This is a genomic window from Paraniabella hibiscisoli, assembly GCF_022512515.1.
Taxonomy (GTDB): domain Bacteria; phylum Bacteroidota; class Bacteroidia; order Chitinophagales; family Chitinophagaceae; genus Niabella; species Niabella hibiscisoli.
Genome location: NZ_JAKWBK010000001.1, coordinates 3,213,565 through 3,228,753, shown reverse-complemented (window position 1 = coordinate 3,228,753; position 15,189 = coordinate 3,213,565). Strand labels below are relative to the sequence as shown.

The 15,189-nt window shown below is 40.2% G+C and carries 22 protein-coding genes; 20 read left to right on the top strand and 2 right to left on the bottom strand.

Going from position 1 to position 15,189, the window contains the following annotated elements; all coding sequences use genetic code 11:
- The 20 genes from MKP07_RS20130 to MKP07_RS42790 all read left to right on the top strand — a co-directional run bounded on the left by MKP07_RS20130 (position 1) and on the right by MKP07_RS42790 (position 14,449).
- A complete protein-coding gene (locus MKP07_RS20130) occupies positions 1 to 1,059 on the top strand; it encodes a glycoside hydrolase family protein (protein ID WP_240848776.1) in 1,059 nt (352 codons plus the stop codon).
- Positions 1,056 to 2,042, top strand: coding sequence for a DUF4450 domain-containing protein (locus tag MKP07_RS20125; protein WP_240848775.1), 987 nt, complete (start codon positions 1,056 to 1,058; stop codon positions 2,040 to 2,042). The genes MKP07_RS20130 and MKP07_RS20125 overlap by 4 nt, the downstream gene beginning before the upstream one ends.
- On the top strand, positions 2,020 to 3,033 hold the full coding sequence (locus MKP07_RS41325; protein ID WP_240848774.1) for an alpha-L-rhamnosidase-related protein: 1,014 nt from the start codon (positions 2,020 to 2,022) through the stop codon (positions 3,031 to 3,033). The genes MKP07_RS20125 and MKP07_RS41325 overlap by 23 nt, the downstream gene beginning before the upstream one ends.
- Positions 3,034 to 3,061: 28 nt before the next feature.
- On the top strand, positions 3,062 to 4,714 hold the full coding sequence (locus MKP07_RS20115) for a hypothetical protein (protein WP_240848773.1): 1,653 nt from the start codon (positions 3,062 to 3,064) through the stop codon (positions 4,712 to 4,714).
- Between the two features lie 129 nt (positions 4,715 to 4,843).
- Positions 4,844 to 5,158, top strand: coding sequence for a hypothetical protein (locus tag MKP07_RS20110; protein ID WP_240848772.1), 315 nt, complete (start codon positions 4,844 to 4,846; stop codon positions 5,156 to 5,158).
- 149 nt (positions 5,159 to 5,307) lie between these two features.
- Entirely contained in the window at positions 5,308 to 6,084 is a 777-nt protein-coding gene (locus MKP07_RS20105) for a glycoside hydrolase family 28 protein (protein ID WP_240850959.1), read from the top strand.
- Entirely contained in the window at positions 6,015 to 6,482 is a 468-nt protein-coding gene (locus MKP07_RS20100; protein WP_240848771.1) for a hypothetical protein, read from the top strand. Before MKP07_RS20105 ends, MKP07_RS20100 begins: the two co-directional genes overlap by 70 nt.
- A gap of 104 nt (positions 6,483 to 6,586) precedes the next feature.
- Entirely contained in the window at positions 6,587 to 7,198 is a 612-nt protein-coding gene (locus MKP07_RS20095; RefSeq protein WP_240848770.1) for a hypothetical protein, read from the top strand.
- Positions 7,177 to 7,560: a hypothetical protein gene (locus MKP07_RS20090; protein ID WP_240848769.1), complete on the top strand. Its 384-nt coding sequence runs from the start codon at positions 7,177 to 7,179 to the stop codon at positions 7,558 to 7,560. The genes MKP07_RS20095 and MKP07_RS20090 overlap by 22 nt, the downstream gene beginning before the upstream one ends.
- A gap of 797 nt (positions 7,561 to 8,357) precedes the next feature.
- Positions 8,358 to 8,999, top strand: a complete 642-nt coding sequence (locus tag MKP07_RS41320; RefSeq protein ID WP_240848768.1) for a two-component regulator propeller domain-containing protein — start codon at positions 8,358 to 8,360, stop codon at positions 8,997 to 8,999.
- Positions 9,000 to 9,323: 324 nt separating this feature from the next.
- A complete protein-coding gene (locus MKP07_RS20080; RefSeq protein WP_240848767.1) occupies positions 9,324 to 10,244 on the top strand; it encodes a hypothetical protein in 921 nt (306 codons plus the stop codon).
- Positions 10,241 to 10,465, top strand: a complete 225-nt coding sequence (locus MKP07_RS42795) for a histidine kinase (protein ID WP_394803680.1) — start codon at positions 10,241 to 10,243, stop codon at positions 10,463 to 10,465. Before MKP07_RS20080 ends, MKP07_RS42795 begins: the two co-directional genes overlap by 4 nt.
- Positions 10,466 to 10,565: 100 nt before the next feature.
- Positions 10,566 to 10,889, top strand: a complete 324-nt coding sequence (locus tag MKP07_RS20075) for a sensor histidine kinase (protein ID WP_240848766.1) — start codon at positions 10,566 to 10,568, stop codon at positions 10,887 to 10,889.
- Entirely contained in the window at positions 10,877 to 11,371 is a 495-nt protein-coding gene (locus MKP07_RS20070; RefSeq protein WP_240848765.1) for a LytR/AlgR family response regulator transcription factor, read from the top strand. Before MKP07_RS20075 ends, MKP07_RS20070 begins: the two co-directional genes overlap by 13 nt.
- Positions 11,372 to 11,388: 17 nt before the next feature.
- Positions 11,389 to 11,619, top strand: a complete 231-nt coding sequence (locus tag MKP07_RS20065; RefSeq protein ID WP_240848764.1) for a LytTR family DNA-binding domain-containing protein — start codon at positions 11,389 to 11,391, stop codon at positions 11,617 to 11,619.
- Positions 11,619 to 12,311 carry a hypothetical protein gene (locus tag MKP07_RS20060; protein ID WP_240848763.1) on the top strand — a complete coding sequence of 231 codons (693 nt, stop codon included), beginning with the start codon at positions 11,619 to 11,621 and terminating at the stop codon, positions 12,309 to 12,311. The genes MKP07_RS20065 and MKP07_RS20060 overlap by 1 nt, the downstream gene beginning before the upstream one ends.
- A gap of 44 nt (positions 12,312 to 12,355) precedes the next feature.
- Positions 12,356 to 12,844, top strand: coding sequence for a hypothetical protein (locus MKP07_RS20055; protein ID WP_240848762.1), 489 nt, complete (start codon positions 12,356 to 12,358; stop codon positions 12,842 to 12,844).
- 35 nt (positions 12,845 to 12,879) lie between these two features.
- Positions 12,880 to 13,722, top strand: a complete 843-nt coding sequence (locus tag MKP07_RS20050) for a hypothetical protein (protein WP_240848761.1) — start codon at positions 12,880 to 12,882, stop codon at positions 13,720 to 13,722.
- Positions 13,713 to 14,198 carry a sensor histidine kinase gene (locus MKP07_RS20045; RefSeq protein ID WP_240848760.1) on the top strand — a complete coding sequence of 162 codons (486 nt, stop codon included), beginning with the start codon at positions 13,713 to 13,715 and terminating at the stop codon, positions 14,196 to 14,198. Before MKP07_RS20050 ends, MKP07_RS20045 begins: the two co-directional genes overlap by 10 nt.
- Positions 14,189 to 14,449, top strand: a complete 261-nt coding sequence (locus MKP07_RS42790; protein ID WP_394803679.1) for an ATP-binding protein — start codon at positions 14,189 to 14,191, stop codon at positions 14,447 to 14,449. The genes MKP07_RS20045 and MKP07_RS42790 overlap by 10 nt, the downstream gene beginning before the upstream one ends.
- Here the strand turns inward: MKP07_RS42790 and MKP07_RS20035 are convergent.
- On the bottom strand, positions 14,443 to 14,748 hold the full coding sequence (locus MKP07_RS20035; RefSeq protein WP_240848758.1) for a hypothetical protein: 306 nt from the start codon (positions 14,746 to 14,748) through the stop codon (positions 14,443 to 14,445). The genes MKP07_RS42790 and MKP07_RS20035 overlap by 7 nt on opposite strands.
- 89 nt (positions 14,749 to 14,837) lie before the next feature.
- Positions 14,838 to 15,167, bottom strand: coding sequence for a hypothetical protein (locus tag MKP07_RS20030; protein ID WP_240848757.1), 330 nt, complete (start codon positions 15,165 to 15,167; stop codon positions 14,838 to 14,840).
- Positions 15,168 to 15,189: the final 22 nt, after the last annotated feature.

Here is a 15,189-nt window from a genome sequence, read left to right as displayed (position 1 = left end):
ATGAAACGAAGAGCTTTCATACAGCAAAGTAGTTTAACGGGCTTGGGTATTTCTATACTTCCCGGCCGATTCCTGGATCCTAATCCACCGGTTAGCGACTTTGCCAAAAAATTGAAGCCGGTGGGTAGAGCTTTGGAATTGGAGGGATACTACGTTTGGTGCAATACACCCATCAAAGGACCCGATGGTAAAATTCATGTGTTCTTTTCGAGATGGGATGCCAAAAAGAAAATGAGCGGTTGGATCAATGGTTGTGAGATCGCTCATGCAGTAGCGGATAATCCCGAATCAAAGTTTAGTGTTACGGGAACTGTATTGCAACCACGGCCGGGCCACTGGGATGCCACTACCTGCCATAATCCTTTTATCACTTCATTCAATGGAAAATACTACCTCTATTATATGGGTAATGGCAATGGCAAAACCAATACCAAACGGGTTGGTCTGGCAGTGTCTGATTCTTTATATGGACCCTGGCAACGAATGGATGCACCCATACTACAACCTGGCGAAGCGGGTAGCTGGGACGATCATTGCACTACCAATCCCTCTGTCATTCATCACAACCAGCAATATCTTTTATATTATAAATCCTGGAACACCAAGGATTATGAATCGGCCAGTGGCTCTGTGAGAGGTAACCGGAAATATGGTTTAGCCATTGCTGATCGACCCGAAGGTCCCTATCAAAAATATACCGGTAATCCGGTTATTGATTTTTCAGCAAGAGGCAATAACGCACAGTTGGAAGACGCTTTTGTATGGCATGAAAATAACCGCTTTCACATGCTGGCAAGGGATATGGGCTACTACAACCATCAATATGGTATTATTATGAATACCCGCAATGGAAAAAAATGGAGCAAGCCTGAGATAGCTTTTTATGAAGCTGATAAGTATATTAATCAACCTCCTGCGCCTTCTCACCTATCCCGTTATGGCCGGTTCGAGCGTCCACAACTATTGCTCGAAGATGGCAAGCCCTCCTATTTATTTACAGCCAGCCAGGGTGGTCAATTTATGACAGCCTCCTCGTTTATATTTAAAATTGATTCATGAGTTTAAGACTACCATATAGACTATCATTACTTGCAGGGATACTATTGACTTATTGTATCAACACCCTTCCAGCACAAACTCCCACAGCGCCATGGCATAACAAAGAAAGAACACTTCATTATAAGCCTGAAGGGAAAGATTTTGTTTTACATAGTGGTACCAAGAAATTTAACCGGGCATTGTATGGTACCAATACGGGGTTTCGGGTGGAGGCCGGCGACCTGCCTGAGTTTGCCATGTACATGCCTGGCATGGGTGGCAATTGTAAGATCGGCTTTATGATAAACGGTAAAAGCAAATGGATTACCGAAGCCACTCATATAAAAACTATTTACCGGCCAGGTTCAATGATCTACGAGATCAAAGACCCCTTATTGAATAATGGTACACTTACTGTGACAGTATTGGCGTTGGCAGATGCAGATGGCATGATTATACAAACCAAGTCAAATAATACCCCGGCAGGACTATCGCTAATGCTTGCTTATGGTGGTGCTACCGGTAAAAAGTTCAGCCGTGATGGTGATATAGGTGCAGATCCGGAATCATCTTTCTACCTGCAACCTGCTTATTGCAAGGACAATCAATACCAGGTCCAAAAAAATAGCTTCCGGCTGTATTATGGTTTTACTAAGCCTTTAAGCGAAGATGAGCGATACGAGATCCAATACGGCAAAAAACAATTTGATACAGCTGCTAAAGACAAACCTAAACTAATAAGCGGCTTGTTTCCCGTACAGGCTGTTTTAAGAGCAGCTGATGCGAACCGTCAGGAAAATCCAGCTACATTGATGGCTTCCGACACACGTTCCAAAAGTCCATTAATAACAGCTTCCGTTAAAGCGTCATCTAACAATATTTATTACTGGGTTGTTGAAAGCCAGGATAAAAAAGGAATTACAATGAAACACCGGTATTATTTGCCCGCGCCGAAGCTGCCCGTAAAAAATATCGGAAAGAGTGAAGCTAAATACGCCAGATGATTATATTAATCCGCTGGGTAGTGCATTAGCGATTGCAGCCGATGCTATTTGGGAAGAACCCAGCTATATGCACGGCGCTATCGCCTGGCGCATGAGGCTTCCGGCCTGGCGGGGCGCTTATGCAGCAGACGCTTTGGGTTGGCATGACCGTGCCAGGCTTCACTTCGATAGCTACCTGAAATCACAGGTTACCCAAATAGCGCCCGGCCCCGTAACACCTGACACAGCCCTTCATTTTGCTCGTCAACTGGAAAAAATGGGAACCGCTATGTTTAGCAATGGATATATCTGCCGTAATCCTAATGGTGATATACGTCCCCACCACTATGATATGAACCTGGTTTTTATGGACCAGTTATTGACCCATTTACAATATACAGGCGACCTTAATTATGTAAAGAAAATATGGACTGCTTTACAACTGCACCTGCAATGGGAGAAAAGAAACTATGATGCGGATGGTGATGGTTTATATGATGCTTATGCTTGTATATGGGCCAGCGATGCGCTGCAATACAGCGGTGGTGGAGTAACCCATTCTTCTGCTTACAACTACCGGGCTAATAAAGTGGCTGCAAAGCTTGCCCAATTATTGAATGAAGATCCGGCACCTTATCAAAAGGAAGCCGATAAGATCCTGGCTGCCATGAATCAAAAGCTTTGGGCAAAAGACAAGGGGGTATTTGCAGAATATAAAGATCTGCAAGGATTACAGCTTCTTCATACAACTCCGGGACTTTGGACCATTTACCACGCTATTGATGAGGGGACAGCTACAGCAGAGCAGCAATTTCAAATGTTGCGTTACATTGATAAGACTATACCGCATATACCGGTAAAAGCAAAAGACCTTCCGTTTAACAACATGTTCTTACTGGCTACTACCAACTGGCAACCTTATACCTGGAGCATTAATAATGTAGCGCTGGCAGAAAACCTGCATACCGCACTGGGCCTACTGGAAATCCCACGAAAACGACAACGCATTTAATCTCTGGAAAAATAGTATTGTTGAAAGCATGTACCTAAGCTCCAGTCCAGGTGGTTTTCAGCAACTTTCCTTTTATGATGCTGTAAGAGGCGAGCTTTACCGCGACTTTGCAGATCCGATCGGTGTTGCTGCCCGAACTCTTACTGAAGGTTTGTTTGGTATTGTACCCGATGCATTGAACAACCAATTGAATATACAACCGGGATTTCCATCTCATTGGAAATTCGCCGAACTTTCCCTACCCAATATCTCCTTCAACTTCAAAGAAGAAGGCAATATATCCAGTTATAATATAAGCCAGTCATATAGTACATTGATGCGACTCCATTTGAGGATACCAGCACGAAGAGATGGAATCAAAAACGTTTGGGTAAATGGCAAAAAAGCTTCCTTCAACCGGGTTCCAAATGCTTTGCATTGTCCGGCCATTGAAATAGCGGCCCCGCCTTCTGGTACATATAACGTCAAAGTAGAATGGGAAGGCGAGTTAATTGAGCAATCGCTTTATAATTATAACGCGATTGAAGGAGCGCCACTTCAGCTCCATTACACAAATGCGGAAATACAATCTGTTACTGATGAAGCTAATGCCTTTAAAACGATGGAGCGAAAAGCTCGGACATTAACGCTGGCTGGAGCTTCTACCGGCAACCATACTTTATCGATTTCACTAAAACAAGGGCAGGCAGTATGGATCCAACCCGTCATTATAAATGTGGCCCCCGCAGTAGCAATAAAATCAACACTATCAGGTTCGAAGACACAATTAAAAATTGTTAATCACAGTCCTTCCAATAAAAAAGGCCGTATGCTGATCAATGGTCATGCCGATGCTATTGCTGTTGGTTCAGGCAATACAATAAACTACACCATCAAAGAATCATTACTTGTAACCGGAACGAATAAAGTCATTATTCAATGGGAAGATGGCTCGACCAGTATTAGCAACTTTGTCAACTGGGAAGTAAAAGGTGCAGGAAAGTATGAAGCAATCAATATCACAGGTATTCTGAATGATAACGTTGTCAACACTTTTAAGCATCAATACCTCTCGCCTCGTGCTGCAGGCACCACTTTACAGATCCCCTGGCAGGGCATTGGCAACTGGTGTTACCCATTAATACAACCGGAGATCAGTGATGATGGTATTAAAAACAAAGAGCAGCTTAGCCTGGGTCGAATTCCGTTTACAATAGGCACCAATAAAAACATTGCTTACACTTCCAGGTGGGATAATTTCCCCGACTCTCTGCAAGTTTCCCTGAGCGGCTCCGCCTCACATGCCTATTTACTAATGGCGGGAACTACCAATCATCAGCAAAGCCAGATGGCCAACGGCGTTATTCATATTCAATACACAGATGGCTCCAAAGACTCGCTGGAGCTGGTTAACCCGGTGAACTGGTGGCCGATAGAACAGGATTATATGGATGACGGCTTTGCCTTTAAAAGCGGGCCTAAGCCTTACCGGTTGATCTTTAAAACCGGAGAACTAACCAGAAATTATGGCCATTACAGTTCCATTAAAGGGTTTACCAATATGGGCATTGACGGAGGCGCAGGCACGCTGCTTGATATTCCCCTCAATAAAGAAAAAACATTAAGTACGCTTACTTTAAAAACATTAACGAACGAAGTGGTTATCGGTTTAATGAGCCTCACACTTCAACGCCCCGATTAAAAACAGGCAATTAAAAAAAGGTTCAGCGCAGGGAATATAGGAAAGAAATCCGGAAAGAATCGGGCATGAAAAAACGTTTGAATAAGTAGAATACATCCGTATCTTTCCAACTTAGTCAAATAAAAAGATATGATTCCTGGTTTATATAGGTTATTAGGTTTGGTAGTTCTGCTGCTGCCAATGGTATCTGTAAATGCCAGTGTAAATGCAGTATCAAATCTGAGAAACGACAGCATTCCTTTAAGAGAACAGGTGGGTGCAGCGGCGCTTCCGAAAGATATTGCACCTATTAAAGCTCCTTTTAAAATGCCACAGTTAAAAAGGCCTGTTTTTCCATCACGTAGTATTAGCATTACTGAAAACGGAGCAAAGGAAGGCTCTAAAGTAACAGCTATCATTCAACAAACCATACAGCAGTTAAGCGATCAAGGGGTGGAAAAGTAATTATTCCAAAAGGCAAATGGCATACGGGGCGCATTACTCTTTTAAGCAATATCAACCTGGAAATCGCAGAGGGCGCCGAGCTCTATTTTAGTGGTGAAGTAGAAGATTACCGGCCTGCTGTATTTACCCGGAATGAAGGTATTGAAGTGATGTCCCTGGGGGCCTGCCTTTATGCCAACGGTCAGCGCAACATAGCTATAACAGGAAAAGGAAAATTGATAGGACCTGCCAAAGGAGGGTCGGTACGTAAGCAGATCATGACCAAGGACGTGATTGAAAATGTAGTAGCCCATACAACACCAGTTGCACAACGTGTATACGAAGGTCATAACGGCGACTTTATCTTTCCTCCTATGTTCATCTCCCCTATTAATTGTAGCAATGTATTAATTGAGGGCATATCGCTGGAGAATACCGCTTTCTGGAATGTTGTACCGGTTTACTGCGACAGCGTTATCATAAGAGGTATCACTGTTCATTCGGTAGGTATTCCCAGGGGCGATGGCATCGACATAGAATCTTCGAAAAATGTATTAATAGAATATTGTACCATGAGCACTGGCGATGATGCGTTTACCATCAAAGCAGGTCGCGGGTATGACGGTTTACGGGTAAACAAGCCCACCGAAAATGTAGTGGTGAGAAACGGGTTGGTGCTGGAGGGCCATGGCGGTATTACCTGTGGCAGTGAAACAGCATCCATGATCCGCAACTTATATGTTCATGATTGCGTGTTCGAAAAAGCGCGGTCAGCTATCCGGTTTAAAACACACGCAGACCCCGTGGTGGTGGCGGAGAGAACCTATTCTATGAAAGAATCAGGATCAGTGGGTCCCGCTACGCTTTTGAATGGGACATGCTGGGGAGCGCCACCCATGTTGGAACCGCAGCTTCACGCTATCCGCCACGCGCTAAAGACGCGCTAACACCGGTATTTAGAAATATTAAAGCCGAAAATATCATTATAGAAAATACTACACAGTTTATAAAAGCAACAGCTATACCCGAAAGTCCGTTGGCCAATGTTGCAATACGAAACATACGATCTAATACAGAAAACCTAATTACAGCGACGGATATAGACGGTTTAACCATTAGCAATGCCCTGCTCTCTGTTCAGCAACCTCTTGTAGACCTCTTAGATTGTCGTAACATATTGTTCAACAAGTTAACAATCAAGAGTCCTTCCAACACCCTGCAGGTAAAAGTTGAGGGGCCTTTGTCTGGAAAAATCCGGTTCAAAAACAGTTCTCCCTCACAGCCGACAGGTTGGAGCAAAAATACCTGGCAAAAAACCAATTCAAATCCATCTCCTTCTAAATAACATAGCATGAAGAACAATTGCTTATCCTGTTTATATGTTATCTTAATTCTATCCTTTGTCCCCTCCCGGCCCTTGCACAGGATGCAAAAGGTAAAACCTTAAAAATGGTCTCGGAACACAATGGTCCGGTTATCGGAGCCTCACACCCCGATGTGCTGATCACCAATAATCGATCTGGTTTCGAAACCGGGCAGGTAGTTAAGCTGGACAATGTTTATCATATGTTCGTTAACGAGATGTTTGAGAGACCACACCGTGACCTGCGCATTGCTCACTGGACCAGCAATGATGCTGTAAACTGGAAACGGCAGGCAACCATTGTACCCAGTATTCCCGGCAGAACCCATACAAATCCTCGAGCGGAAGTATGGGTTAATTCGGTAATATTTAACGAAGAAGAAAATGCCTGGAATATATTTTATGTAGCTTATCGTGGAGGAGACAGTACAAAAGGAGAAATTACCGGTAACGATTACCAGGGAAGAATATGGCGGGCAATGTCGGTAGTAAAAGGAAAAAATGGCATTGCCGGACCTTACGCTGATATGGGTATTATGCTCGAACCCGATGTCGAATCACAGGCTTGGGAAGGCCAGCAAGCCGTGGCCTCTTTTTCCCGTATAAAGCCGGTAATACCTGGTATGCGATGTATGACGGGCATTATCACACACCCAAAGGTGGTTGGCCAACAGGAATGGCCTTCGCCCAAAAACTAAATGGTCCCTGGAAAAGGATGCCGGAAGGCTTTAACCCAATACAGGTTGCAGGAGTATTTATGGAAAACGAGATTGTATATCAATTAAAAGACAGCTCTTACCTAATGATATTTGACTCCTTTGGCGACCAGGAAATTGGTTACAGCCTTTCACCCGATGGCATCAATTGGGGAAAAGAAACGAGGATTAAAATACAATCGAAAGGGAAAACATGGGCAGAACCCGGCGATCATTACACCCGGACTCCCCTCTGTGCCATACCCGAAAACGATGGTACTTATACCGTAGTTTATACGGCAATGACCAAAGTGAACGGCAAAAATTTCTACGCCATAGGTAAGTGCACCATAGCATGGAAGTAATTTTAGCCGCCAAAAGACACTACCCCCTGCGACAACAGTAACTTAGCAAACCAACTGTCTGGTTCTATTAAAAATACCCTATCCAAAACATTCATATTCCATTTATTAGCAACGGCCGGACATCCATGTTTTAACGATGAGATGCATAACAGTTCTGGTGTCAGCATAGATCATGCTTTAAATAAATCATCTAACAGGGTATGTTAGATGATTTTATAAGCAGTTAGTTCTGGTTTAAGAGGAACTTGATCCTCAGCTTGAGTATAATTAGTAATCTTGTTAAAACCAAAATCTGCTGCAAAATAGAATGATCCGGCGCATTTTTTCAACCAATTGTGTAAAACAAGCATTTTATTTCGTGAAGTAGCCTGTTTGACTGACAAGGTTATTCAAAAAAAATCTAATTATTACTCTTTATAAAAACTATGCATTATATTGCTAATTCACTCAACGGTGAAAATTAGACATGATTGCTAAGTGCTAATCGATGTTGACTGAATGACTATGTATTCATCTGGCGGATTATATTTTTTAGACTCTTTGTTCTTATAGGATGCCTATGCTGCTGTACGCTATTAAAAACATTTGGGCAATGGTCATTTAAACCCAACTATTATCAATACGATGCATCCGTACTTGGCACAAATACGATATACCGGTTACTGGAAGATCCTTACGGCTTTATTTGGTTAGTCAGTGACAAAGGCATTTTAATTTTTAACGGCAAATTTTTTGAAACTGTTAAAATCCCGGGTAGCGACCAGGAGATCGTTAATATATGCAGGTATAAAAATAAGGTGTATGCGAGCTCTTACGCAGGAAAATTGTATGAAATTGACATGTTCACGCTATCGGTTCTGGAAATAGCTTTACCCAAACCGGCAGCTAGTGAAGCGACAGTATTTGTAATCATGAATGTGATTGATGAAAAATTATATTTATCAAGAGCCCAGGGTGCCTTTATAATTCTGGATCTAAAGAAAAATAATAAACCCATATTAATCAGCAATAGTGACTATTCTTTTAGATACTTAATACACGGAGATTTGTCCACACCCGATTTCCGTCATCTAGGAATATGGGTGAAAGTTTTAAATGATAAGCTTTTTATAAGGGGAAATATCTACAGAGTTCACAATAAAAAACTAGACATTTTCTACACAACCGGGAGGGAGAACGAAAAACTAAAAACGGTATCATCTTATCTGGAGGATGGCTCAGAGTTGTATGTTGGTTTCCTGGAATCCGGAGGATTAGTAAAGTATAATAGTTATAACGCTCGTTCAGTTATGAACCCGGCAGAAACCTTACTGCCTGATGTAGAAGTTGGAGACATACTAAAAGACTCAAGAGGAAATATCTGGGTTTCGACACTACACCATGGGGTATTTCTTTTTTTAGTGAACAAAAAAAATACGAAGATTATCCACTCCGTCTAAACTCTATTCTGAGGATACCTGGTATATAAAATATAAAAGCAACACACTTGATATAGGATATAGACAACTGATAGTTGACCAATTCAAGAATAAGCAGTTCCATAAACGATGGGCAGCAGATACCAAGACAACTTTTAATCCGGTAAACCTATTCTATAATCACCATAATAGTGCTATACTTTTTGGCAGCAGGAGCACTCGTATTATTGGCAATAAACTTAATAAGAAACAAACGCCTTATAAAGACATATATATACAGAACGATGAAATTTACGCAACTAATCCCGGTGTCCTTAAAAGTTTACAAAGAAGCTTGATGCTTTTTTGGTGACTCCCGTGTGCACAAGTTCTATTGATATAAAGTTCAATACAATATTTGCATTTCCAGGGGCTGGTTATGTAAAAGGAAGTACCACCGGCTTGTATCTAAATGACAATCCAACCCGCATTACAGAACGGGTTACCAAGGTAAGAGCTTATAACAAAGACATTCTGGCATGTACCGATAACGGTCTTTATATTAAAAGAGAAGAAAAGTATTTTCATATAAATGAAAAACGAGGTCTGCCTGGCAATCAATGTGTGCAAATTGACTACTCAGGTGATAAGTTCTATAAACTATTAACCCAAAAAGGACTCGCTTACATTGATACAGGAACCTGCAAGATTGCAGGCACAATCGATGCGCAATTACTGGGGCGCGATGTGATTATACACCATTTTGATGTAGAGAAGGATTCTGTTTGGCTGGCTACCAACAAAGGCATTTTCGTTATAGATGAAAAACTACTTCTACATAAAAAGAAGAATAACACTACAGCTTATTTATATCCGGAACAATTATCTAATCGCATTGAGCGGTATACACAACACTCATCAAAACTGCAATATGATAAAGAAAACCTGGTCAAAATGATTATAGATGTGCTTGATTTTTCACCCAAACCATACTACATAGCTTACAAGGTAGAAAAAGACGGAAAAATAACAACAGGACTGAAGCCAGCTACTGATCAATCATTCTTCGTTAATACAAACGGGCCAGGCAATTACACCATTACACTATTTGTTGGCACTGACGAGCTTCATATCGACAAAACCATCACCTATTTGCTTAACATAACCCCTCTTTGGTACCAAACCTTATTAGCAAGGGTCATCTTCATCGTTACTACAATAGTCATTTTGTGGTTTATCGTTAGACTAGTGATACGTTATATTATAAATAAAAAGAAAAACGGCTGAAAGAGCAATACGCCGTACTTCAATTACAGTCTCAAGCATTTTTCACCCAACTGAACCCTCATTTTATTTTCAATGCATTAACCCCTTTGCAATCCCATATCTTAAAGAATGAAAAAATAGAATCGCTGGAATACCTTGATAGTTTTAGCAGCTTGATGCGCGATATTTTAAAAAACTCAGATCAAACAGAAACCAGTCTAAAAAAGAGCTGGAGTTTATAAAAAATATGTCGGCATTCAACAAACACGGTTTACTCCCTCGTTTGTCTTTAAGCTCAATATTGATCCCGAAATCGAGCAGGATAATACGCATATACCGGCCATGATGCTACAACCCATCATCGAAAATGCGATTGAGCACGGTGTAAAAAATAAAGGAGCCCAGGGCATGATTAAAGTTGATATTAGTACAATAATCATTAGCGGTAAAGAAGGTATTCAAATAAAAATAACAGATAATGGCGCCGGTGTCACTCAGGATGTTCTAAAAGAAGGTCATGCATTATACATTTTGCAAAAGAGGATGCAAACCTTAGAGAAAAAGGAAAGTGTGGTAGCTTTCCTCAAACATCATCTCGGTGAAGACGGTATTGGTACTATATTTAAATTGGTATTATCTAAAACAAAAAATTTATGGACGCCATAATTATTGATGATGAGGCAACAGCAAGAGAAAGTTTAAAGGGCCTGTTGGCCATCTTTTGTCCAGAGGTTCGTGTTACATATATGCTCGATTCATACAAAGCGGGGTTAGATGTACTACAAACAACAACTCCCGATATTGTTTTTTTAGATGTAAGCCTTGGTAAAGAAACAGGATTTGACCTTTTGGACGTTTTGGTGAATAAATCCACTGCTGTTATTTTTGTCACAGCATCCGAGCAACATTCGCTAAGAGCTTTTGACTATGCAGCCACTGATTATTTGCTAAAACCAGTATCCGGGCTCAGATTGCAAAAAGCAGTAGAAAAAGTAACGCGCAAAGGCGCTGGATGGATCAGATCCGAGATCGAAGACCTGAAGAATGCAATCGCTGTGGAAAAAGAAACAGTAAGCGGCTTTATATCAGCACCAGAACGGGGGCTGAAATTGTCAACTCAGAAGATCTGTTATATATTCAGGCACTAGGAAATTATGTCCGCCTGGTGCTGATCAATGGTGGCGAAATTGTCACTTCTAAACTGTTGAAGCAGTTAGAAGATGATTTAATTTCAGTAAAAACATTTCTCCGTATTCATAAATCTTTTATTGCAAACCTTGCGCATATCAAATCAATTGACAGAAGCAATAAGGGCAGCGAAGTTCTCTTTGCAAACGGACAATCCATACCCTGTACCTATTTTGATTTGCTGAAAGAAAGACTCGAACTGATATAATGCATCAAGCTGAGCTATTATACAATCATTTACGCCATCTCCTTCTTAGTGGGATGTTCCTGCTGGCAGCCTGGCAGCTTTCCATTGCACAAGGATCATTTAAGCCTAACTATTATCAATACGATGCGACTGTACTTGGAACCAATACAGTATATCGGTTGCTTGAAGACCCTTACGGCTTCATCTGGCTGATGAGCAACAAGGGTATTTTGGTTTTTAACGGTAAAACATTCGAGTCTATAAAGATACCGGGGAGCGAACAGGAAATAGTAAATTTTTGCAGGTATAAGAATATAGTCTACGCCAGCTCCTATGCAGGCCAACTATATGCAATAGATATGTTAACATTAGTTGTAAAAGAGATACCGCTACCCAAATCCGTTACCAATGAAGCAACTCCTTTTATGATAATGAATACTGTTGACAATCTACTGTATCTATCAAAAGCCGAAGGTGCTTTTATAATTATAGATGCTGAGCGAAATAATAAACTGGCGTTGATAAGCACCAACGTGTATTTTTTAAGGTACCTTCTACATAAAGATCTGGCTCAGATAGACTTAAGATTGAACGACGGATGGAAAAAATTCTGGAAAGACAAAATATATGCAAAAAACGAAATATATGATATATACAATAATAAATTAAAAGTCTTTTTTCTGCCGGTAAAGAAAATAAAAAATTACAGATAGTATCTTCTTATTTAAAGGAAGGGGACAATTTATATGTTGGCTTTTTGCAATCAGGTGGGTTAATCAGGTACAACAATTATAGTAACAATTCTAAAAACAACGTCCCTCAAACCATATTACCCAAAGTTGAAGTAGGCGATATACTAAAAGATAGCAGGGGCAATATCTGGGTTTCGACATTAAACAATGGTGTATTTATATTACCCAGAGCTGGAAAGCAAATACAAAAGTTTTCCTATAACCAACAACTTCATACAGAAGATATATGGTATTTAAGATATAAAGACAAGAACTTAGATATAGGGTATAATCAATTAATAGTAGATCAGCTTAAAAATGGGTCTTTTTATAAAAGATGGGTAGGAGATACTACCATTAATTTCAATCCTGTTGCGTTGTTTTGCAGCTATAAAAAGAAGATCCTTATATTTGGAACCAGGAGTATTTATAAACAAGCACTACCTCAAAACTTAGATTTGGCATTGCAATTCCATTTTAAAGATCATTTTTTTACGAGGATGGTATTTATTTAACTGCTCCGGGTGCTTACATCAAATTCTCAAAAACATTGAATTTTGCCTGGGGACACAGAGAACCTAGAAAATTCAGTAGTATATTTCCTATATCCGATTCTCTGTTTGCAAAAGGTGGGGCCGATGGATTATATCTTAATGATCAACCAACAAAAATCAAAGATCGTATCACTAAAGTAAGAGTTTATAATAAAGACATTCTTGCGTGTACAGATAATGGCCTTTTCATTAAGCGGGGAGATCAATATTTTCACATCGATGATAAAGCAGGACTCCCAGATAATCAATGCATTCAAGTTGAGTATTATGGTGACAAATATTACAAATTACTTACGAAGGGCGGCCTAGTCTATATAGATCAAAAAACCTGTAAAATCACGAATATCCTCAATACTCAATTATTGGGCAAGGACATACTGATACATCACTTTGATGTAGAAAACGACACTGTTTGGTTGGCTACAAATAAGGGTATTTATGTTTTAGATGAACGGCTTGTTTTCATCAGGGAGAAAAAATCATTTAAAGCTTATTTATACCCTGAAAAGCTGGATGACCGGAATGCGCGTTATACAAAGCAGATTTTCGAGACGAAATACACTAAAGCGAAGCAAATAAAAATGTTGCTTGAATTACTTGATTTTTCGTCTAACAATTATTCGATTTCATACCAGGTAGAAAAAGACGGAAATGTAGTTACAGAACGTAGCCAGGTCATCAATAACGCCTTTTTCGTTAGTACACCTGAGCCGGGGAATTATAAGATAAAAGTATATGTTTCCAGTGACAAAAATAATATAGACAAAACCTTAAGCTATACACTCAACATCACCCCCTTTGGTATCAGACCGTATGGGCCAGGTTACTGTTGGCAATAAGTATACTCGCTATACTTTGGTTGACTATAAGAGTAACAACCCGTTATATTGTCAAAGAAAAAGAAAAAAGGTTAAAGGAAAAGTATGCAACGCTGCAACTGCAGTCCCAGGCATTCTTCACTCAACTCAACCCACATTTTATATTTAATGCGCTAACTCCCTTGCAATCACATATCCTCAAGAATGAGAAAATAGAATCGCTGGAATACCTGGATCGCTTCAGCAGCCTGATGCGTGATATTCTTAAAAATTCTGATCAAATGGAAACCAGTTTGAAAAAGGAGTTGGAGTTTCTTAAAAAATATGTTGCTATTCAACAAATTCGATTTTCCCCTCCTTTCTCTTTCGACCTTAATATTCACCCCGCCATTGACCCCGAAAACACATCAATTCCCGCAATGATGTTGCAACCTATTATTGAGAACGCAATTGAACACGGGGTGAAAAATATGGGTGCCCAGGAGAGATCACAGTAAACATAACTCCGGAAATAATATCGGGTAAAGACTGTATTCAAATACAAATAAGCGATAATGGTTCGGGTATTACAGGAGATATTTTAAAAGAAGGTCATGCCTTGTACATCCTGCAAAAGCGCGTACAAACCTTACAAAAGAAAGATGGTGTAATAGCATCACTTACGCATAAGCCGGGTTTGAACGGTATTGGAACAACATTTATATTAATACTCCCTCAAACAAGCTCCTTATGGAGCTCCAATCAATAACGCTCGTTATTAGTCTGGTATTTCCGAATGCGATTCGCGGCGCGTTGCTGTTTTGAAGCTATTTTATTCTTTTCATCAGAGGAAAGATAGCCATCGCCCTTATATTTTTCGATAGTATTATAAATCACCTGCTGTTCGTCCATCAATTTATTGTATTCCTTCTGCGTTATTTTATGTTTTTTATAGGCTGCTTTAATTGTAGCTTTTTGCTGACTCATGGTTTTGCTGAAATTCTGTGAGTAGCCGGCTATCGATAAAAACATAGCAATAAAAACAAAAGAAATGATTTTCCTGAACATAACTACCAGATTAAGGGATCAACTAAAATACTAACAAAACAAATATAACCCGCTTTATTGCTTACTATATACTAGAGGGCGATCGTTCATTATAAATTAACTGTTTTTAAAGAAAGTTGTCCACCCTTTAAGCCTTTACCGTTCACCATTAATTCAATGGCTCCAGCTGTTTTCAGAGCCTGCACCAATACTACCAGCTTGCCTCCGAAAGTTTTCATTGTGGGTAAATGAAAAGGTTCTAAGGATGTGGCGTCTCCATTGCAAGCGGCTTTAAAAACACCATTGCCTTTTACTGAAAACTGAAGCGACTGATCCGAAACCGGGCAAAGATTCCCGTTTTTATCAACTATCGAAACGGTGACAAAGCTAATATCCTCTCCATCTGCCTTTATATTTGTTCTGTCAGCCTCCAGCTTCAAATGATGTGGCTTTGCTGCGGTA

Bases quoted from the DNA above. Each gene is read 5' to 3' on its own strand.
- MKP07_RS20130 (WP_240848776.1), top strand. From the start codon at position 1: ATGAAACGAAGAGCTTTCATACAGCAAAGTAGTTTAACGGGCTTGGGT.
- MKP07_RS20125 (WP_240848775.1), top strand. From the start codon at position 1,056: ATGAGTTTAAGACTACCATATAGACTATCATTACTTGCAGGGATACTA.
- MKP07_RS20115 (WP_240848773.1), top strand. From the start codon at position 3,062: ATGTACCTAAGCTCCAGTCCAGGTGGTTTTCAGCAACTTTCCTTTTAT.
- MKP07_RS20110 (WP_240848772.1), top strand. From the start codon at position 4,844: ATGATTCCTGGTTTATATAGGTTATTAGGTTTGGTAGTTCTGCTGCTG.
- MKP07_RS20105 (WP_240850959.1), top strand. From the start codon at position 5,308: ATGTCCCTGGGGGCCTGCCTTTATGCCAACGGTCAGCGCAACATAGCT.
- MKP07_RS20100 (WP_240848771.1), top strand. From the start codon at position 6,015: ATGCTGGGGAGCGCCACCCATGTTGGAACCGCAGCTTCACGCTATCCG.
- MKP07_RS20095 (WP_240848770.1), top strand. From the start codon at position 6,587: ATGGTCTCGGAACACAATGGTCCGGTTATCGGAGCCTCACACCCCGAT.
- MKP07_RS20090 (WP_240848769.1), top strand. From the start codon at position 7,177: ATGGCCTTCGCCCAAAAACTAAATGGTCCCTGGAAAAGGATGCCGGAA.
- MKP07_RS20075 (WP_240848766.1), top strand. From the start codon at position 10,566: ATGATGCTACAACCCATCATCGAAAATGCGATTGAGCACGGTGTAAAA.
- MKP07_RS20070 (WP_240848765.1), top strand. From the start codon at position 10,877: ATGGACGCCATAATTATTGATGATGAGGCAACAGCAAGAGAAAGTTTA.
- MKP07_RS20060 (WP_240848763.1), top strand. From the start codon at position 11,619: ATGCATCAAGCTGAGCTATTATACAATCATTTACGCCATCTCCTTCTT.
- MKP07_RS20035 (WP_240848758.1), bottom strand. From the start codon at position 14,748: ATGTTCAGGAAAATCATTTCTTTTGTTTTTATTGCTATGTTTTTATCG.